This is a genomic window from Neomicrococcus aestuarii, from assembly GCF_014201135.1.
In the GTDB taxonomy this organism is placed as follows: Bacteria; Actinomycetota; Actinomycetes; order Actinomycetales; family Micrococcaceae; genus Neomicrococcus; species Neomicrococcus aestuarii.
The window spans coordinates 1,389,165-1,408,941 of record NZ_JACHDR010000001.1 but is presented as its reverse complement, the minus strand read 5'-3'; the positions used below and the strand labels follow the sequence as shown (position 1 = coordinate 1,408,941).

Sequence of the window (19,777 nt, the reverse complement as noted above, 5' to 3'; positions counted from 1 at the left end):
GGGCACGCACGCTCATGGAAATCGGCGCCTACAGCTTCGGCGATGCTCAGCGGAACCCGGATGGCTCCCTGCGCTCCACCACCGAGGCCATCCAAAACCTCTTCGCGGCCATCGTCCACGCGGACAAGGTGGGGCTGGACTACTTCGGCATCGGTGAGCACCACACCACCACCATGCCGGCGTCCTCGCCAGGCGCCTTGATTGCGGCCGCTGCTGCAGCCACGAGCCAGATCAAACTGGGAAGCGCCGCGAGCATTATCGGCACCGATGACCCGGTTCGTGTATTCCAGCAGTTCGCCACCGCGGACGCTATTTCCGGCGGCGGACGCATTGAGATCACCGCCGGGCGCGGGTCCTCCGTGGAGACCTTCCCCCTCTTTGGCTACGAGATGTCTGACTACGATCAGCTTTACGCCGAGAAGCTTGACCTACTCATGAACATCAACGCGAGCACCACCGAAGAAATCACGTGGTCAGGAACCGTGCGATCCGCCCTCGATCAGCTCGCCGTGGTGCCCCGACCGGTCAAAGGTTCGATGCCCATCTGGTTGGCAACCGGCGGAAACCCGGGCTCCTCCGCACGTGCCGGTCAGTTGGGGCTGCCGATCTCCTACGGGATCATCGGCGGAGCGCCGCATCGTTTCGCTCCGCTAGCGCAGTTATACCGTGCATCTGCCGAGCAAGCAGGTCATTCCGCTGACTCCACGAAGGTCTCTGTTGCGGCCATGGGCTTGATTGCACCCACCAAGAAGGAAGCCATGGAGCGCTTCTACCCAGGCTGGTACAACCTGAACGTGGAGATGGGCCGGCTTCGCGGCTGGCGTGCCCCGGACAAGCGAGATTTCGTGGCGCAGGCCGAAGCCCCCGGCGCCTTCTACGTGGGTGATCCGGACGAGATCGCCGAGCGCATTGTTCACTTGCACGGCTATATGGGACACATGCGTCACTTCTTGCAGATGGACCTTGGGGGTCTTCCACAGGAGTACCTGATCGAATCCATCACGCTGCTGGCCACCGAGGTCAAGCCGCGCGTGGATCGGTTGCTCGCCGCGAAGTAGTTGACGCGGGCACGGAGTCTAGCCCCGGCCCGCGTCCGAAACAGTTACGCCCAGCGCTGCACAGCCTTACGCTCCACGAGCCCCAGGAGCGCATCGGTGATCTTGCCGATGACCGCGAGCAGCACGATCGCTAGCAGCAACCGGTCCGTGCGACCGTTGTTCTGCGAGTCGGTAAGCAAGAAGCCCAAGCCCATCGAAGAAGCGATGAGTTCGGCCGCCACCAAGAACAGCCACGCTTGAGCCAGCGCCAAACGCAGTCCGGAGAACACGGCTGGCACGACGGCAGGAAGCTGAATGGTGGTTAGGAGCTTGACGCCCTTGAGCCCAAAGGCGCGCCCGGCCTCAACGAGGTTCTTGTCCACGTGCTTCAGTGCGGAGTACACGGTGGTGAAAACGGGGAAGAACGCACCGATGGCAATCAGCGTGACCTTCGAGTTCTCGCCGATCTTGAGCCACAGGATCAGCAGTGGGACCCACGCGAGGGACGGCACAGCGCGGAACGCGCCGATCGTCGCGGACAGCATCGCGTCAGCTACCTTGGACAGGCCCAGCAGGGAACCCAGCAAGAGTCCCAAGAAACCACCGATGGCGAAGCCCAAGAACACGCGCTGCGTGGAGATGGCAATGTGCCCCCACAGCTCGCCGCGTTGCGCCAGGTCAACACCGGCTTCCAAAACAGACCACGGTGATGGCAGCTGGACGGGTGAGAAAACACCCAGCGCCGTCGTAAAGTGCCACAGCACCAAAATGGCAAGCGGCACGATTGCCCCCAACGCAATCCGCTTGCCGACGGAACCGCCGCCTACCCGCGAGCGGGAAGCAACGGTGTCAGTGGGGGTCCCGCCCGTGGTGTCCACAGCGTCGTCGTGCACGCCTACGCTCATGCCTTCACCGTCGATGGGTCGGCATTCTTAGCGAAGGTGTCATCAAAAATGGAGGCGAGGGCTGCGTCCACGGTGGCCTGATCCTTGACGTCGCCGGACTGAACGAAGATCGGGCCGACCTTCTCCAGCACCACGCGCTGCTTCTCGCCCGGTACAGGATCGACGTCCAAGTTGCTGCGCTCGGTGATGACCTTGGTGGCCACGGCGTCTTCCAGACCGGCGACCTTCGCGAGGATCGTGGCGGTCTCTTCGAGGTTTTCAAGAGCCCATTCGCGGGCGTACTCGTAGGAGTCCACGACGGCCTGAGCGACCTCGGGCTTCTCAGAGATGAAGGACTCGGTGGCGTTCAAGAAGCCGTAAGTGTTGAAGTCAACGTTGCGGTAGATAAGCTTCGCGCCAGCCTGCTCGGCACCGGCCATGATCGGATCGAGGCCGCTCCATGCATCCACGGAACCGTTCTCGAGGGCTGCACGGCCGTCGGCGTGCTGCAAGTTCTGGACCGTCACGTCAGATGCTTTGAGGTCGTTAGCCTCGAGCGCCTGCAACAAGAAGAAGTACGGGTCCGTACCCTTCGTGGCGGCAACGTTCTTGCCCTTGAGCTCGGCGACAGATTTGATGGTGGAGTCCTTCGCGACTGCGAGGGCCGCCCATTCAGGCTGCGAGTACAAGAGGATGTTCTTGATGGGGGAGCCGTTCGAGCGAGCCAAGAGGGCGGCGGATCCGGCGGTGGATCCCACGTCGATGGCGCCGGCGCGCAACGCTTCGTTGGCCTTGTTGGAACCGGCGGACTGCACCCAGTTCACGGTGTAGCCCTGCTCCTTGAGCGTTGCTTCCAACCAGCCCTTTTCCTTCAGTACGAGGGAAAGTGGGTTGTACGTTGCGAAGTCGATGTTCAGTACTTTTCCACCGGCATTGGCGGACGACGACGCAGCTGCGGTCCCAGCGTTGGTTCCCGTTGCGCCTTCGCCTGCGCAAGCGGTGATGAGGCCAGCGGCTGCGATGGCTCCGAAGCCAAGAATCGAACGGCGCGTAGCGACGGCGGACAGTGTTTTACCGGAAAAAGACATGGTGCTCCTCAGTGGTGGGTATGAAGAAAGGGGAAAAATTGATACGTGTGGCGTGAGCTGAGCCGACCGTTGGCGGCCGGACTCGGTCCTGAGGTGTGGAAGTGAGAGGGCTTAGTGGCGGTGAGCGTCTACGCCGAGGCTCGAGAGCAGTTCGGCGCGCATTCGTGCCAGCTCAGCATCCGCGCGATCACGCGGGCGGGTGCCCGGAACGGTCAACACGTGGGAGATGGTGGCGCCAGGCTTGTTGTCCTCACGGCCCAAGACCACAATGCGATCCGCAAGCTGGAGAGCCTCGTCAACATCGTGCGTCACCAAGAGCACCGTGGTGGGGTGCGCTTCGTGAACGGCGAGCAAGAGGTCCTGCATCTTTAGTCGCGTCAGTGCATCGAGCGCGCCAAAAGGTTCATCGAGTAACAGCACGCCAGGACGGCGAGCCAGTGCGCGAGCCAACGAGGTGCGCTGTGCCATGCCGCCGGAGATCTCGCGAGGGCGCAAGTGCGCGGACTCGCTCAGACCCACCAGCTGCAGGAGGTTCTTGATGCGCTCGGCGCCCTCAGCCTTCGGGGTGCCGGCTGGAAGTCCTAGCTCCACGTTCTTGGCGAGGTTCTGCCACGGCAAGAGGCGCGGTTCCTGAAAAGCGACGGCGCAGCGTGGGTCAATGCCCTTGACCGCGACGCCATCAATCAGGATGCGACCCTCGTTTGGCTGGTCCAAGCCCGACGCTGCGCGCAAGAGCGTGGATTTGCCCGAACCCGAAGGGCCGAGAATTGCCACGATCTCATGCGGTGCAACGCTCAAATCGATGTCTCGAAGAACCACCTTGGTGGTGTCATTCGCGGAATCGAACGAACGGCCGACTCCCTCGAAATGCACCGCGAAAGCAGAATCGGCCAGCTGAGCCGTGCCGTTCGCAGACGACGCAGCGCTCGCAGGCGTCGAAACGTTAGAAACGAAAGTTGTCATCACACTCCATCGATTCTGGCGGTAGCACCGTCCTTCACGCTGATTCGTTGCCGAATCGTCGGATTAAGGCGGTTGCTGCGGCGTCGTCGAGCCAGATCTCTCAGCCACTCTTGATGGTTACTCGAATAATTGAACGCCCTAGGGATACAGTCTGGCAAATTGGTGACAAATAATTTCATGATCTGTCACATTCATTGCCCTTGATTCGACTTGCGTGGATTCTTATGGGAACCCACCGAGCCATTAATCACCTGGATCTCGAGTTCATTAGCTTGACTACGAGTCCCCTCGGAAAGCGAAAACGCCTGTGAGCACCCAAACTGTGGAAACCACGTCTCTTGCATCAGCTCTTGATAAGTACCGTCCCGTCTTCGACCGCATTGCGGCCGGAGCGGTTGATCGCGAGCTCAACGGCGAGCTGCCCCACGAGCCCATCCAGTGGCTCAAAGAATCAGGCTTCACCGCCGCGCGCGTGCCGCAAGAGTTCGGCGGCGGCGGTCTGACGTGGGAGGACTTCACGGCCCTGCTCATCGAGCTGGCTGCCGCGGACAGCAACCTCCCGCAGGCATTGCGCTCCCACGTGGCGTTCGTGGAGGAAAACCTCTACCACCACGGTCAGGTTCTCAACGGTGTCACCGATGACCGCAGTGCGTGGTTCAAGCGCTTCGTCTACGGCGAGATTGCCGGAAACGCGTGGACCGAGCCAGGCCAGGGCGGCGTGGCCACGGTTCTTGAAGAGCGCGACGGCAAGCTGTTGCTGAACGGCACCAAGTTCTACACCACGGGCACCATCTTCGCCGAGTGGATCGACGTGTTCGCGAAGCGCCCGGACGGCTCGGACATTTCGGTGTACGTGAGCACCAAGACCGATGGCATCGAGACCTTTGACGACTGGGATGGCTTCGGCCAGAAGGGCACCGGCAGCGGCACCACGGTGTTCAAGAATGCCCCGGTAGACCCTGAGAACGTCTACGACTTCGGCTTCCGTTTCCCCTACCAAGCAGCGCTGTACCAGCACATTTTGCTGATTGCCCTGTCCGGAATTGCGCACGGCGCAGCCCGCGAAGTGGCGCTTCAGGTCAAGAACCGCAAGCGCGTGTTTGGCCACGGCAATGCCAACCTGGTGAGCGAAGACCCGCAGATCCTTCAGGTGGTCGGCGAAGTGACCTCGAAGGCGTATGTCGCCGAGGCCGCGACCTTGCGCGTGGGCCGCGCACTCGACCGCGCCTACGAGTCCCGCACCGCCGGCGACGCCGCCGAGAAGGCAGCAAACATCGCGGTGGAACTCGAATCCGGACAGGCCCAAGTGGTGCTAGTCCCTCTTGTGACGGACGCAGCCGGACAGATCTTCAACACGCTCGGAGCTTCCTCCACGAGCACCGCCAAGGCGCTGGACCGCTACTGGCGCAACGCTCGCACCGTCGCCACGCACAACCCCTACATCTACAAGGCGCGCGTGAACGGTGACTGGGCCGTCAACGGAACGGAACCACCCACCGTTTGGAGCATCGGTGAAGCGGGAGTGGACGAGAAGCGCTATGGCCAAGCTGCGTCGTCGTAATTTCTGAAAATCAAAATTTCCGAGGGAACCGTTACACACTGCAACTCGCGAATTTCGCGAGGAGCGCCCTTAAGGTGTGCAATGGAACGGTACCCATCCAGAGCGGCCGAGAGATCTGGCTCGTTGACGCCGCAGCAACCCCCTCCTTGGAGGACGGTGCTACTGCCAGCAACGATGGAGAAGCTCGAACCGCGCCACGCGTGGGTTCTTCTCGTCGGGAAGGAACCAAAGAATGACTGAACAAACTCCCCGCCGCCAGGTACGTTTCAACGCGTTCGACATGAACTGCGTAGTCCACCAGTCCCCAGGACTGTGGCGCCACCCAGAAGATCAGGCCTGGCGCTACAAGGACATCACCTACTGGACCGAGCTCGCCAAGCTCCTTGAAAAGGGCAAGTTTGACGGCCTGTTCATCGCTGACGTCCTCGGCACTTACGACGTCTTCAATGGCACCAACGAGGCTCCGCTGTCCTCCGGCGCGCAGGTTCCCGTGAACGATCCGTTCCTCTTGGTTTCCGCAATGGCGGCTGTCACTGAGAACCTCGGCTTCGGCGTCACCGCCGGCACCGCCTACGAGCACCCGTACCCATTTGCTCGCCGCTTGGCCACGCTGGATCACCTGACCAACGGCCGGGTGGGCTGGAATGTGGTGACCGGTTACTTGCCGTCCGCCGCGCGAAACATGGGTCAAGAAGATCAAATGGAGCACGACGAGCGCTACAACCACGCCGACGAATACCTCGAAGTGGTCTACAAGCTGCTCGAGGGTTCGTGGGAAGAAGATGCCGTCCAGCGCAACCGCGAGACCGGCGTCTACACGGATCCGTCCAAGGTGCACCCGATCAACCACGAGGGCAAGTACTTCAAGGTTCCCGGCATCGCCATCACGGAGCCGTCCATCCAGCGCACGCCGGTCATCTTCCAGGCAGGCGCTTCTTCGCGCGGTATGAAGTTCGCCGCCGAAAACGCTGAGGCGGTCTTCGTGAATTCGCCAACCAAGGAACTCCTGACGAGCACCGTCAAGAAGATCCGTGACGCTGCCGAGGCCGCTGGTCGCGACCGCTACGACATCCGCATCTACGCCATGCAGACCATCATCACGGGTCCGGACACTGCCTCCGCGCAGGCGAAGTTTGAAGACTTCAAGCAGTACGTGGATCCGCAGGGCGCCCTGGCTCTGATCTCCGGCTGGATGGGCGTTGACCTCTCCCAGTACAACCTCGACGACAGCATCGGTGCGAACGTGAAGTCCAACGCCATCCAGTCCTCCGTGGAGACCTTCCAGAAGGCTTCCGGCGACGACGGCAACCCCTGGACCGTCCGCCAGCTTGCCGAATGGGTGGGCGTGGGCGGCTTCGGCCCCATCACCGTGGGCTCCGGCGCCGAAGTGGCGCAGAAGCTCGTGGAGTGGGTTGACGACACCGACGTTGACGGCTTCAACCTCGCCTACGCCATCACGCCAGGCACGTTCGAGGACGTTGTTGAATTCGTGGTTCCTGAGCTTCAGAAGCTCGGCGCGTACCAGGCCGAGTACCAGCCGGGATCGCTGCGCAACAAGCTCTTCGGTAAGGGCGACCGCTTGCAGTCGAACCACCGCGCTGAGCAGTTCCGTTTGAAGGATTCTGTAGAGGCGTAAGCGGTTCGCGTTGAACCATTGAATCCCGGCTTTCACACCTGGTGTGAGGCCGGGATTTTCATTTCCTAGGTGGTCGTTAAATGGCGGATGGCCGGCACACACTCCGGCCATCCAGTTCCCATTTCTTGCCCGTCACCAGGGGCACTATTAACACTACGAGGCCGTTTCGGCGAAGTCGTTAGCCGTTTGTCTATAGTTTTGTATCAGGTGGTATTTCTTAGAGCTCGATGCCGCGAATCGGCACCGTGACTTCGAGCCGCCACGTGGAATTCGTCTGAATGACGTCGAGCTTTCCGCCCAAGCTGGACGTGCGGTCGCTGATACTTCCCAAGCCCAATCCGGCGGAGGGGCTCTTAGTGCTAAAGGATCCGTTGCCGTTGGTCGCGCGTGCTTTCTGGTTCTCAATCTTGAGCAGCACATTCCCGTCAACAACCTCAACGCATAGCGTGCAAGAGCTCTCCGGTGCCGCATGTTTGAGGATATTGGTAGTCGCTTCCTTGAGGATGCGGTGCATGGCCACCTGAATGCGACGGGGGAGGGCGTCGAGGTCGCCGCTGGTCTTCTCAATGACGCGGAACCCGATGGATTCCAACTGCCGCGAGGCCTGATCGATGCTTCGGCGCAGCGTGAGCGTCGAAGCGCCGGTCGCTGCAGACTCCTCTTCATGAGTGAGCGACTTGTCTGAGAAGTGCGCTTCCTCCGAAGACTTCAAGACGTTCAACAGCAAGCGCAAGTCTTGAAGAGTATTACGGGCGGATTGGCCAATAACTTCGAGGGATTGTTTCGCCAGCTCCGGATTCTTCGAGAAGGATGCCGCTTGAGCCTGCATGGCGATGATGGTGATGTCATGAGCCACGATGTCGTGGAGATCTCGAGCGATGGAAAGTCGTTCCGCCGAGCTCGCTTCGATCTGCCGAATCCGCATCTCCTCGAGTTCGGCATCGTGCCGCGCCTGAGTGTTCCACCCGCGTCGAATCAAGGTGCCGATCAGTGCACCCACGGCCAAGAGGGGGATGCTGAAGTACAGAATGGGGCGGTCGTCTGGCCAGGTAGACCAGATTCCGATAGACCACGCCGCGCAGGCTGCCACGAAGGCGCCAATGAAGATGCGGTTAGCTGTTGCCACCAAGACTGCGAAGATCAGCGGCGTCACAATGATGGCGTAGCTGTACTCATGAATGGTCAGAGACAGCGCCAAACCGCTCATGGCGATAACGCCGGCAACGGTGGATCGAATCCACATGAAGCCCGTGGCGGCAAGGAACACCAAAGCGGCATTGGCGCTATTGGAAGTCCGTGAACGTATGTCAGGGTCTTGCTCAACAAAGAGCGTGACGATGTCAGTGGCGGTGTAAGCCACCACGATGATCGACACGATGCTGAGCGTGAACTTATCTACTTTCCGCGCGCGAAAAAACTCACGAACCGCGTTACTCAGTGCGTGATAGGCGGTTTGGAAGAAGGAGGAAGAGTCCACGGATAAGACTTTACGGAAGTAGTCAACCCGTCTTGAAATCACGGCTGACTAGCGCCGATGTGAATCAGAGGAGAAGCAAGCCACCGTGGAGTGTGTGAGGCGAAAGTGACTCGCTGCGCTATGAAGTCAGCCGTTCGTAAGAACGAGCTGGACGGATCAGTGAAGATTTAGCGTGGGCACATTGCGCCGTAAGTGCGGCAGAACCACTGAGAGATGTCCCAGGAGTAGCCGGTCGGCATGATGATGCTCTTGGAGCTGATGCTGGTGGTAGGGACTTCGAGTGCGGTTGCGGAAGCTGGAAGTGCGAAGGCGGCTACGGTGATGATGGCGGCTGCGGCGAAGCGGGAAATGGATTTCATACCTCTAATTGTCCCAAGTCTTAATATCGACGCAATTAGCCATTCGTCTAAAGTTTGCGGCGAACGGCGTGTCTACAATGACGCCATGCTTGATGCTCCCGCAGAAGACGCCCCCATCCGAGTTCTCATCGCCGACGACGAGTCGCTCATGCGGCAAGCTTTCCGCACCATCATTGACATTGCCGACGGTTTTGAGTGTGTGGGTGAGGTCCGCAATGGGGCTCAGGCGGTGCATCACGTGGAGCTTTTGAATCCGGATGTTGTCCTCATGGATCTTCAAATGCCGGAGATGGATGGAATTGAGGCGACGGCGAAGATCGTTGAGAAATTCCCGGACGTGAAAATTTTGGCGGTTACAGCGTTCTCTTCCGAAGAATATTTGATTCCTGCTTTGCGCGCTGGCGCCGCCGGGTATTTGGTCAAGGACACCACACCGGAGTCCATGCTGTCTGCCATTCGTTCCGTTTATGCGGGGGAATCGGTGCTTTCCCCGGCCGTGAGCCGCAAGCTGGTGGCCAAAGTGATGTCGCAGCCGGCGACAAACGGGCTCGGTGCGCAGCGTCCCGAACTCGGCGACCGAGAACTCGAGGTTCTTCAGTATCTTGCCAACGGTTACAACAACGCTGAGATCGCAGCCCGCTTGGGCTATTCGGAAGCGTCCGTGAAGTTGTACTTGAGCCGGGCGATGGCCAAGCTCAACGTTCGCGATCGCGTGCAGGCATTGATTGTTGCTATGCAGTGGGGTCTCGTCACTCCGAATTTGGACCGCAACTAGTACTAAAGCCTGAATAGGTACGACGACGTAGCTTCAGTTACGCGATGAAACCTCGCCTTAGTTGCGAATTATTTCGAGCAACATAATTCTTGAGTTGCGTTATCGAAGAATCTGCGATTAGCTAGAGCCACAACAACACACCATCAAGAGCGACCGAGAGACCTGGCTCCGTGACGTCGCAGCAACCACCTCTTTGGAGGCCGGTGCTACCGCCAGGACCGATGGAGACTGCCTCATTTCGCCTCGGTCCAACCTTTGGAAAGACTTTCAAAGTTATGGTCCTGTCGTGGGTAACTGCGAACGAAATCGGTGCGTAATCCTCGGATAAAACCGAGAGGATCAGCAATGCGATTCAAGACCTTGGCATTCAAAACGTCTGCCACTATCGCCGTATTGGGGCTATCACTGACGGCTTGCAGTAGCAGCGGAAGCCCGAGCAGCGCCACTAATCGTGCTAGCGAGGACGGGTCTCCGGTAAGCGGTGGAACATTCACCTACGCCGAAGTTACGCCGATCAATAACTGGCAAACTCAGGCTGCTCGCTTCTATGAGAAGGCCAACGTGCTAAATAGCGTTCTGGACCGCTTGACCTACTACGACCCAGAGACCGGCGAAATTGTCGGCTGGATCGCCTCCAAGTTCGAGAGCAACAAAGCGAAAACGGAGTACACGTTCACGATTCGTGACGGTGTGACATTCTCGAACGGTACCGCACTCGATGCTGCCGCAGTCAAGGCAAACTTCGATGCGCTTGGTTTGGGCATCGAATCTGCTCAGATCCAGCCGAACGTGGACTTCTCGGCATACAAATCTTCAGAGGTTGTTGGCGAGAATCAGGTTCGAGTAACGCTCAAGCGCCCGGACGCTAATTTCCTACGGGCAACGACCTCGGTAACGGCAGGGCTTGTTGCGCCAGAGACATTGAAACTCGACAATGCTGGTCAGTCCTCAATTTCTAAAATCGTTGGCTCCGGGCCGTTTGTTTTCAAATCTGAAAAGGCTGACGAGGAAGTCGTTTTCTCAAAACGGGCGGACTATAAGTGGGCTCCCGAAACCGCTGAAAACCAAGGTGCGGCTTACATTGATGAACTGGTGATCAAGTATCTGCCAGAAGTTGCTCACCGCGCGGGCGCTGCGCAGTCCGGTCAAGTGGATCTCGTTCGTGGTCTCCAACCCGTCGATGAGCAGACCCTCACGGCTGGGGGCGGAACGGTTTACCCTGCATCCGGAATTGACTTGACTGCCAATATGGCCGCTGTACGCATCGGATCGGGAAAGCTTGCCGATGTTAAGGTGCGCCAAGCACTCCAGGTTGGAATTGATCGACAAGCCATTAAGGACACCGTTCTTTCTGACTCATATGAAATCGCCGCCTCAGTGGTGAACCACAAGGCGCCAGGATTCGTGGACTTGTCTGCTGAACTTGCGTATGACCCGGAGAAGTCTAAGAAGTTGCTCGATGAAGCCGGCTGGAAGGTTGGTGCCGACGGTATTCGGGAGAAGGACGGGAAAGACTTAGAAGTGACAGTCTCCTCGTCCAACAACTCCGTTGTGATCAAGCCGGCTTTCGAGCTTATTGAACAGCAATGGCGTGCGATTGGCGTGAAGCTGGTGAACAGGGCCGGCGACAACACGTTCTTGACTAACGCCTTGGTGGATCCAAAAATTGAATTCTTTGGAACGCGGCAGTTTGCCTACGGCGGGGTCGGTCCGGTCTTTGGCCCAGCAACAAATACTCAAACCCTCAATGCGGATGAAGCACTGAACGCGCTGTTCCTCAAGGAACAAGCGGCCACTACTGAAGCCGAACATTTGAAGCTTGTAGGAGACGAACAGCGGGCGCTCGTTACGGAGAAGGTCTTGTCGCTTCCTTTGTGGGACGAGGTTCAGGTTTACGGAGCGAACGAGAACGCTCACATTGAATTCACATCGGGAACGGCTCCTATTTTCCAGGGTGCCTGGAAGTCTGAAGGCTAGAAACACGTGTCTGGATTCATTCTGAGAAGAATTGCTCAGTCCATCTTGGTTATTTGGCTCGCCTATACCGCAGTTTTCCTAGCTGTGCAGGCGTTGCCAAATGATCCGGTGACAATCTTCTTGTCCACAGATGCATCGGCAGATCCCGCAACGATTGCACAAATGAAGGCTCATTATGGCTATGACAGGCCACTTCTTGAGCAGTACTTTTCTCAGCTGGGCGGTTTGCTAACAGGAAACTTCGGTTACTCCTTGTCTTCTGGAACGCCCGTTGCAGAGCGTATTGCGGAGGTAGCGGGCTCTACTCTGTGGCTTGCCTCGAGCGCCTTTGTCTTTGCTGTGGTTCTTGCCCTAGTGATCGTCACAGTGGGGACGCTCTCGAAAAGCGAATGGATCAAAAAGGTGTTCTTGAACTTGCCGCCTTTGATGGTCGCTATTCCAGTCTTTTGGTTAGGGCTAGTTTTGCTCCAGATCCTGGCCGTCCAGCTGGACGTTATGTCGCTGTTTCCTGACGGGTCATTCTTGTCACTGGCCGTTCCGATTTTTGTTCTGGCCGTGCATCTCAGCGCTCCGATTGCTCAAGTCCTCTTCAAGAGTGTTCAAAGCATTCAGCAGCAACCATTCGTGGACGTCCTGCGCGCAAAAGGTGCCAGCGAATCATGGATCTACTTTCGCCACTTGCTAAAGAACGCAGCTCCTTCCGCGTTATCGATCGCGGCAATAACTATTGGAACGCTACTGGCGGGATCAGTCATCACGGAGACAGTCTTTGCGCGTGCTGGATTGGGGCAGCTGATCCTGAACGCTGTGACGGTTCAAGACATACCTCTAGTTCAAGGTTTAGTGATTCTCATGGCTGTGGCCTTTACAGGAGTAAACCTCCTTGTGGATCTCATCCATCCAAAACTCGATCCGCGAATCGTTACGGCAGGCTCACAGTCGGCCCGTGCGCTCGCTGCCTAAGAGGAGCTATAAGTGAGCGTTTTAGCTGAAACAGTGATAGTTGAGGAACCGCGGCCAGAGCTTGACCCGGTCCCGGCTGTTCCCGCAAATGGACAGAAACGTAATCCAATCCGTGGCTTGATCTCGCAGTGGTGGGTTCTCCTGCCGCTTGCGGTTTTGGCCCTCTGGGCACTAGCCCCGGGATTATTCACGACGCAAGATCCCATTGATGGTGTACCACTAGACAAGTTTCAGGCCCCAAGCATCCAGCATCTATTCGGTACAGATCATCTCGGCCGAGACGTGTTCACCCGCGTGGTCTATGGGACATCGCAAACCTTCCTTACGGCAGGTATCGCCGCGGTTATCGGTTGTGTCGCGGGCGTTTCTCTTGGATTAGCGGCTTCAACCCTTGGCAGATTTGCCGACACGGTTGCTATGCGTGTTGTCGACGTAATTTTGTCCGTTCCAGGATTTCTCATTTCGTTGATTATCGTTACCGCCACGGAACCCGGCCCACTATCTCTCGGAATCGGCGTGGGAATCGCATCGATTGCGATCTTCGCAAGACTCGTCCGAACTGAAGTCCTACGCGTCCGCTCGAACGACTACATCAATGCAGCACTCATGAGCGGAGGGTCGTACTTCACCGTCATGCGAACCCACATCTTGCCGCACGTTATCGGTCCCGTTCTGGCGTTGCTGGCGGTTGATCTCGGCGGAGCAATTTTAGCTATCTCGGGTCTTGGCTTTTTGGGGTTCGGCTCGCCACCGCCTACACCTGAATGGGGTTTGCTGATTGCAGAGGGACGGCAATACATCGCCGTCGCCTGGTGGCTCACCACGCTCCCGGGTCTAGTGATTATTGTGACCGTCATCCTTTTGGCTGCACTTGGCCGAAGCATCAACAAAACCTTCCGCTTCTAGGACTACAGGAAATACCAGATGTCTATTCAAGAAAAACAAGCGGGAGGGGTGCTGAGAGTTAGCGAACTCTCGGTCCAGTACGCGCAGGGTTATGAAGCTCTCAAGAATGTCACTTTGAACGTTCCAGATGGACAGATCGTTGCGATTGTCGGGGAGTCAGGTTCTGGAAAGTCCACCTTGGCGAAGACTCTTATAGGTCTCTTGCCGCGAGATGCGACTGTGAACGGTCGGGTTGAAATCGACTCCGAGAACGTACTCGAGTACACGCAGAATGAATGGAGAACTCTTCGAGGTGTAGGTATCGGACTGGTGCCCCAAGACCCGGGAGCTTCATTAGATCCGGTCAAGACAATCGGCTCACAAATTATCGAGGTCTTCAAACTCCATCCAACACGTTCGGGCCCGCGCTCGAACTGGCGCAGCAAAGCAATCGAGCTTCTCGAGAGTGTTGGCATCGATCGTACGGAACACCGTCTATCCCAATACCCCCACGAGCTTTCAGGTGGTCTGAAGCAACGAGTTCTCATCGCTATTGCTTTTGCTCTCAACCCAAAGTTGCTCATCGCCGATGAACCGACCAGTGCGCTTGACGTAACTGTGCAACGAAAAGTGTTGGAGGTCTTCGTCGAGCTTGCACGCAAGCGGAATACGACCGTTCTTTTCGTGACCCACGATATTGCTGTGGCGACGGACATTGCGGATCGAATCCTTGTCATGAACAGCGGCAAGATTCTGGAGGACCGATCCGTCCGCGAGTTGGTCACCCAAAGCGTGAACGCCTATACGAAGGCCCTTATTGCCCACTCGACTATTGAGCCGGCGTCCAAGCAATCCAGGGGGACTTCCGAAACAGCGTTAGAGGTTAAGAACCTCGTAAAGACTTTTGGCTCCGGCGAACAGGCGCATACTGCGGTGGACAACGTTTCGTTTGCCATCCCGCGGGGAACGACCTTTTCCTTAGTCGGTGAGTCAGGCTCTGGTAAGTCCACGACTGCAAAAATCATGCTGTCGCTCACCTCCCCAGACTCGGGCCAGGTACTGGTAAATGGCGTAGACGTGACAAACGCTAAAGGTAAACAGCGTCGCAAGCTGTGGCGTGAGGTGCAATTTGTCTTCCAGAACCCGGACTCAGCATTAGACCCGAGACATTCAATCGAACGCATCATCGCGGAACCACTCGTGAACTTCAAACTCGGGTCTCGCAAACAACGGGAAGCCAGAGTCGCCGAATTACTTGAAAGCGTCAACCTACCGGAACGTTTGAAAAACAAGCGACCAGCTGAGCTGTCTGGCGGCCAAAGACAACGAGTTGCGATTGCAAGAGCTCTGGCAGCGGGCGCCAAAATTCTAGTACTCGATGAAGCGCTCAGCGCCCTCGATGTTCTGACGCAAGAACAGATTCTGGTTCTGTTGAACCGCCTGCAAGAAGAAGCTGGGTTGACGTATCTATTCATTTCACATGATCTCAAAGTAGTCGAGCGCATCAGCGACAACATCGGAGTGCTGAAGAACGGGGAATTGGTTGAAACCGGCCCAGCAACAGCGGTCGTTGAGAATCCTCAGCATGAGTACACCCAACGGTTACTTAACTCTGCTCCGGGCCATGTTTTGAAAGAACTCATAAATGCCTAGCTCCGGGCCAACGTTGGTCCGAGCCAAAAATGAACCAAGAACTGTTCGCAAGAGCAAGGGGAGACACCAATTATGACCACAACTTCTGCTAATTCTGAGCCTGAGGTCAATGCCTTGAGTGATGAAGCAAAGTATCAGAATCTTTCTGACCAGTTTGCTGAAGTGTTTGCACGAATCGCCGAAGGAGCCAAGGACCGAGAGCTCAATAGGGAGCTTCCATTCAAGCAAGTTCAGTGGCTAAAGGATGCCGGATTCACCAAAGTTCGTGTTCCAAAGAAGTTTGGCGGCGAACCCATCAGTCACGAACATCTGTTCCGGTTGTTGATTGACCTCTCGGCCGCCGACTCCAATGTTTCGCACCTCTTGCGATCGCACTTTTCGTTCGTGGAAACCATTTCTCGCGAACCTGAAGAGTTCCAGGAACGCTGGTATGCCCGTGTTTTGAATGGTGAGATTTTTGGCAATGCGGCGACCGAGCGCGGAGGAAATGCCCTCGGCACAACCAATACGAAACTTGTTAAACGGGATTCGGGCTGGGTTCTGCAGGGTGAGAAGTTCTATACAACCGGCTCAATCTTTGCCGACTGGATTGTGGTTATGGCTACCACGGACGGAGTCGAGGGGCGCCAATACGCAATAATCCCGCGTGAGGCGCGGGGAGTGACAATTTTGGATGACTGGGATGGGTTTGGTCAGCCGCTTACGGGCACCGGCACCGCAATTTTCGATGATGTTTCAGTAGACGAGGAAAACATCATTCAGCGTCGCCCCAGTTCGACTCTTGAACCGGCGTTTTTCCAGACATGCTTGCTTGCCGTTCTTGTTGGCATCGGGCGTGCTGCCCGGGATGAAGCCGCCAAGATCGTTGCATCCCGGACACGAACTTTCAATACAGGCTCTGGCGCGGCATTCAAGGACGACCAGCTCATCCAACAATTGGTTGGAAAGCTCGCCTCAAATGTCTTTGCGGCACAGTCGATCGTTGAAGCAGCAGCTAGGAGCTTGGATGCGGCAAATGATCCGTCATTAAAGCTCACACCTGAAGAGGGCTATTTGCGGGCGGAACTTGCCGTACAGCAAGCTCACGTTGCCGTGCCGAAACTGATCCTAGATGCGACCAGCGAACTGTTCGACGTGACAGGTGCGTCAGCGGTATCAACGTCCAAGGCGCTGGATAGATACTGGCGAAATGCGAGGACGGTAGCGACGCACAACCCAGTTGCATTCAAGGCACGCTCTGTAGGGGACTTTTACATCAACGGCACTATTCCGCAGGGCCTTAACGCCATTGGTGACGCCCCCAACTCCTCAGCTTCAAAGGAGACTTCAAACTAAATGGGTACTTTTGACTCGCGGCCACGTCTCGCGCTGTCCGCATTCTTGATGAATACCTCTAGCCACATTCTGGGGGGATTGTGGCGCCATCCGCAGGCGCAGCAACACCGCTTCTATGATCCTCAAATTTGGGTGGATCTCGCGATTAAACTCGAAGCCGCAAAGTTCGATTCTTTGTTCTTCGCGGATGTCGTGGGACTCTATGGGGATCACGAGGGTGGCTGGGCATCACATGTTCGTAAAGGACTACAGATTCCAACGCACGATCCCCTGATTCTGCTTGCGGCCATTGCAACGCATACCGAGAACATTGGTATTGCAGCCACTAGCTCGGTCATTCAGGCTCATCCGTTCCAGTTTGCGCGTCAGATGTCCACGCTCGATCACATTTCAAACGGCCGCGTGGGTTGGAACATCGTGACTAGCGTGCTCGCTAACGCACACCGAAATTTTGGGGCTTCAACTTTGCCCGCACATGATGATCGGTACGGCTGGGCCGAGGAGTATGTTGCTGCCGCGTACAAGCTTTGGGAAGGGTCTTGGGACGACGACGCTCTGTTGGCGGACAAAGAAAAGGGAATCTACGCAGATCCTTCTAAGGTGCACAAGATTAATCATCGAGGTGACTACTACTCGATTGATGGTCCTCACTTGGCACTACCAAGCACCCAGCGCACTCCTTTCCTGTTCCAAGCGGGTTCATCGCCGCGAGGCGTCCAGTTCGCCGCAACACATGCAGAAGCCACGTTCCTCTTTGCGCCACATCCTGAATATGTGCGGAAGAAGAATGCTCAGATCGTTGAACAGCTCAACAAGGCAGGGCGCGAGCGTCAGGACATTAAAGTCTTCGCTGGGCTCTCGTTTGTTGTTGGATCGACTGAAGCTGAGGCAAAGCAGCTTGAAGCCGAGTACGACGAGTTCCTTGACCTACACGCAATCATTGCTCACATTGGTGGCGGCCTAGGAGTGGACTTCGGTGGGCTCGATCTTGACACTCCGATTGGGGAGGTCCAGACGGAGGGCGCGCAGGGCGTTTTGGAAGCTGTCTTGGCATCAACGCCCGGACGGAACCCGACTTTAAGGGACCTCGCCTATTACAGGGCTAAACAACAGCAAATTGTGGGCACGCCTGAGCAAATTGCAGATGCTTTGATTGAATGGCAAGACGCTGGCATAGACGGACTGAACGTCATGAACCATATACTCCCAGGCTCATACGACAATTTCATTGAGGGTCTGCTTCCGGAACTTCAGAACCGCGGGATCGCCCAGCGAGAATATGCGCCAGGGTCACTACGGAACAAGATTTTCAATCGAGGGGATAAGTTGCCGGATAGTCACCCTGCTGCTCAGTACCGTGGCATTTTTGACGACTTATCGGCAGAAGCAACAGTTGTCGAGAAGAGCGTGTTTAGCTCGCAAGAGAGCTAAAAATCCTGCCGGACGACGGGGAGGAGGAGCTGTGGACCGAAATCGAGACACCTCCGAAAGTAGGTTCACAGCTTTCACTCCTTCCTACCCAATGAGTTAGCGTTTCCGAATTCGGAAGATGGCGTTCTTGACCAATATTCTTCGACTTATTTCCTGTTGCGTGTCAAAATATTTACCTCAATGGCCGAATGCGTTTGCTTTTTCAAATATTCTGCGATTAGCTAGATCTGCAACATAAACCATCAAGAGCGACCGAGAGACTTGGCTCCGTGACGTCGCAGCAACCACCTCACTCGAGGACGGTGCTACTGCCAGGACCGATGGAGTGCTTTCATGCTTTCTCTGATTGACCAGCCGAGCTGTTGTGGGGTTCGGCTTGCTCATCAAAATTGGCTGCATTCGCTCATCGGAACGATGAAAGGAAAGCCATGAGTGAGCAACACTTTTCCGCAAATTTGGTCATCGGCACCGAATACCAGCAGCTGCAGCGCAGGTTTGCGCCGATCTTTGCGCGGATCGAAGAAGGCGCACTAGCCCGCGACCAAGAGCGCATCCTGCCGTTTGAGCAGGTCAAGTGGCTTGATGACGCCGGTTTTGGTTCGCTTCGTGTGCCGGCGGAGTTTGGTGGCGCTGGAATCTCGCTCGAAACCCTCGGCCGGTTGCTCATTGACTTGGCCGCAGCGGATTCGAACGTGGCGCACCTCTACCGTTCACACTTGGGGTTCGTTGAATCGATCCGCGCGTTTGATCCAGCTCGTCGTTCCGAATGGTACGGCCGAGTTTTGCACGGTGAAACAGTCGGAAATGCTTCCACCGAAAAGGGCGGCAATGTCATTGGAACCCTGAATACGGTGATCACTAAAGCGGCGGATGGAACGTGGCGGTTGAATGGCGAAAAGTTTTACTCCACGGGGACGGTCTTCTCTGATTACACTCGCGTCTCTGTAGCGGTTGAAGGTCGCGAGGGCAGAAGCTTTGCCCTCATCCCCATCAATGCCCTCGGCGTCTCCGTGTTCGATGACTGGGACGGCTTCGGTCAAAAGCTCACTGGTACCGGCACTACCGTCTTCACGGATGTTGTTGTTCCTGACAACCTGATCTTTGAGCGCACCGTGGGCACGCTCGAGGCCATTACCGAAGCAGCCTTCTTCCAGTATGTCCTCTTGGCGGTTCTTGCGGGTATTGCCCGCGGAGCACGGGATGCGGCAGCAGCCCTCGTTGCTACTCGCAAGCGCACTTTCAACACGGGAAGCGGCCTGCCGTTCCGTGAAGATCCGCTCATTCAGGCCGAAATTGGCAAGATCGCGGCGAAGGCGTACGCGGCAGAAGCCACCGTGGTGGCTACGGGGCGCGAACTCGATACCGCGCTCAACGAAGCTCTTGAAACCGGGGACATCAGCGGCGCTCACCGCAGCGAGCTTGCGATCGAAGCTGGCCAAGTGATCGTTCCGGATCTGGTGCTTGACGCCGCACAGTCGCTGTTCTTGACGGTTGGCGCTTCGGCAACGAGCACCAGCAAGGGCTTGGACCGCTTCTGGCGGAACGCGCAGACGGTCGCGACGCACAACCCCATCGCTTTCCGCGCTCGCAGCCTCGGCGACTACTACATCAACGGCACGATTCCCGTGGGCCTCAACGCCATCGGTGACGCGAAGTCGGAAACGAACCAGGCCGCCAAGCCGGAGTAATCACAGCAAGCACAACTCCATAGATTTGCGACGGCGCGGTGGATGGTGGGCATTCGCGGAGCTGA

Annotated in this window: 16 protein-coding genes and 4 riboswitches; of the genes, 11 read left to right on the top strand and 5 right to left on the bottom strand. The window is 57.1% G+C overall.

Annotated features, from left to right (window positions below):
• The first annotated feature begins 14 nt into the window (after positions 1-14).
• Positions 15-1,058, top strand: a complete 1,044-nt coding sequence (locus tag HD598_RS06215; protein ID WP_183664564.1) for an LLM class flavin-dependent oxidoreductase — start codon at positions 15-17, stop codon at positions 1,056-1,058.
• A 44-nt stretch (positions 1,059-1,102) separates the two neighbouring features.
• Here the strand turns inward: HD598_RS06215 and HD598_RS06210 are convergent, their stop codons facing one another.
• The 3 genes from HD598_RS06210 to HD598_RS06200 form a co-directional block, all read right to left on the bottom strand.
• Positions 1,103-1,942: an ABC transporter permease gene (locus HD598_RS06210; RefSeq protein ID WP_071894259.1), complete on the bottom strand. Its 840-nt coding sequence runs from the start codon at positions 1,940-1,942 to the stop codon at positions 1,103-1,105.
• A complete protein-coding gene (locus tag HD598_RS06205; RefSeq protein WP_183664562.1) occupies positions 1,939-3,009 on the bottom strand; it encodes an aliphatic sulfonate ABC transporter substrate-binding protein in 1,071 nt (356 codons plus the stop codon). Before HD598_RS06205 ends, HD598_RS06210 begins: the two co-directional genes overlap by 4 nt.
• Positions 3,010-3,120: 111 nt before the next feature.
• The gene (locus tag HD598_RS06200; RefSeq protein WP_183664560.1) at positions 3,121-3,972 is read right to left on the bottom strand and encodes an ABC transporter ATP-binding protein; all 852 of its coding nucleotides are present in this window, start codon (positions 3,970-3,972) and stop codon (positions 3,121-3,123) included.
• Positions 3,973-3,975: 3 nt separating this feature from the next.
• Positions 3,976-4,092, bottom strand: a riboswitch (SAM riboswitch).
• Positions 4,093-4,279: 187 nt separating this feature from the next.
• Here HD598_RS06200 and HD598_RS13760 point away from each other — a divergent pair.
• Together HD598_RS13760 and HD598_RS06190 are read left to right on the top strand one after the other, a co-directional pair.
• Positions 4,280-5,533 (top strand): acyl-CoA dehydrogenase family protein, encoded by a 1,254-nt coding sequence (locus tag HD598_RS13760; protein WP_183664558.1) that lies wholly within the window; start codon positions 4,280-4,282, stop codon positions 5,531-5,533.
• A gap of 90 nt (positions 5,534-5,623) precedes the next feature.
• Positions 5,624-5,714, top strand: a riboswitch (SAM riboswitch).
• A 51-nt stretch (positions 5,715-5,765) separates the two neighbouring features.
• Positions 5,766-7,169 (top strand): LLM class flavin-dependent oxidoreductase, encoded by a 1,404-nt coding sequence (locus HD598_RS06190; RefSeq protein WP_183664556.1) that lies wholly within the window; start codon positions 5,766-5,768, stop codon positions 7,167-7,169.
• A gap of 217 nt (positions 7,170-7,386) precedes the next feature.
• Here HD598_RS06190 and HD598_RS13755 read toward each other — a convergent pair whose 3' ends face one another.
• Together HD598_RS13755 and HD598_RS06180 are read right to left on the bottom strand one after the other, a co-directional pair.
• Complete coding sequence (locus tag HD598_RS13755; protein ID WP_183664554.1) at positions 7,387-8,646, bottom strand: sensor histidine kinase; 1,260 nt, start codon at positions 8,644-8,646, stop codon at positions 7,387-7,389.
• A gap of 167 nt (positions 8,647-8,813) precedes the next feature.
• Positions 8,814-9,005: a hypothetical protein gene (locus HD598_RS06180; protein WP_071894254.1), complete on the bottom strand. Its 192-nt coding sequence runs from the start codon at positions 9,003-9,005 to the stop codon at positions 8,814-8,816.
• 85 nt (positions 9,006-9,090) lie between these two features.
• Between HD598_RS06180 and HD598_RS06175 the strand changes: the two genes are divergently transcribed.
• From HD598_RS06175 to HD598_RS06140, 8 genes are all read left to right on the top strand, one after another.
• Entirely contained in the window at positions 9,091-9,780 is a 690-nt protein-coding gene (locus HD598_RS06175; RefSeq protein WP_071894253.1) for a response regulator, read from the top strand.
• 137 nt (positions 9,781-9,917) lie between these two features.
• Positions 9,918-10,008, top strand: a riboswitch (SAM riboswitch).
• 117 nt (positions 10,009-10,125) lie between these two features.
• Positions 10,126-11,757 (top strand): ABC transporter substrate-binding protein, encoded by a 1,632-nt coding sequence (locus tag HD598_RS06170; protein WP_183664552.1) that lies wholly within the window; start codon positions 10,126-10,128, stop codon positions 11,755-11,757.
• 6 nt (positions 11,758-11,763) lie between these two features.
• Positions 11,764-12,720: an ABC transporter permease gene (locus HD598_RS06165; protein ID WP_183664550.1), complete on the top strand. Its 957-nt coding sequence runs from the start codon at positions 11,764-11,766 to the stop codon at positions 12,718-12,720.
• Positions 12,721-12,732: 12 nt separating this feature from the next.
• The gene (locus HD598_RS06160) at positions 12,733-13,626 is read left to right on the top strand and encodes an ABC transporter permease (protein ID WP_311538973.1); all 894 of its coding nucleotides are present in this window, start codon (positions 12,733-12,735) and stop codon (positions 13,624-13,626) included.
• Between the two features lie 18 nt (positions 13,627-13,644).
• Complete coding sequence (locus tag HD598_RS06155) at positions 13,645-15,258, top strand: ABC transporter ATP-binding protein (protein ID WP_183664548.1); 1,614 nt, start codon at positions 13,645-13,647, stop codon at positions 15,256-15,258.
• Between the two features lie 72 nt (positions 15,259-15,330).
• On the top strand, positions 15,331-16,593 hold the full coding sequence (locus HD598_RS06150) for an acyl-CoA dehydrogenase family protein (RefSeq protein ID WP_183664546.1): 1,263 nt from the start codon (positions 15,331-15,333) through the stop codon (positions 16,591-16,593).
• Entirely contained in the window at positions 16,594-18,024 is a 1,431-nt protein-coding gene (locus HD598_RS06145; RefSeq protein WP_183664544.1) for an LLM class flavin-dependent oxidoreductase, read from the top strand. It abuts the gene before it with no gap.
• Positions 18,025-18,260: 236 nt separating this feature from the next.
• Positions 18,261-18,351: riboswitch (SAM riboswitch) on the top strand.
• Positions 18,352-18,452: 101 nt separating this feature from the next.
• Positions 18,453-19,712, top strand: coding sequence for an acyl-CoA dehydrogenase family protein (locus tag HD598_RS06140; protein ID WP_183664542.1), 1,260 nt, complete (start codon positions 18,453-18,455; stop codon positions 19,710-19,712).
• Positions 19,713-19,777: the final 65 nt, after the last annotated feature.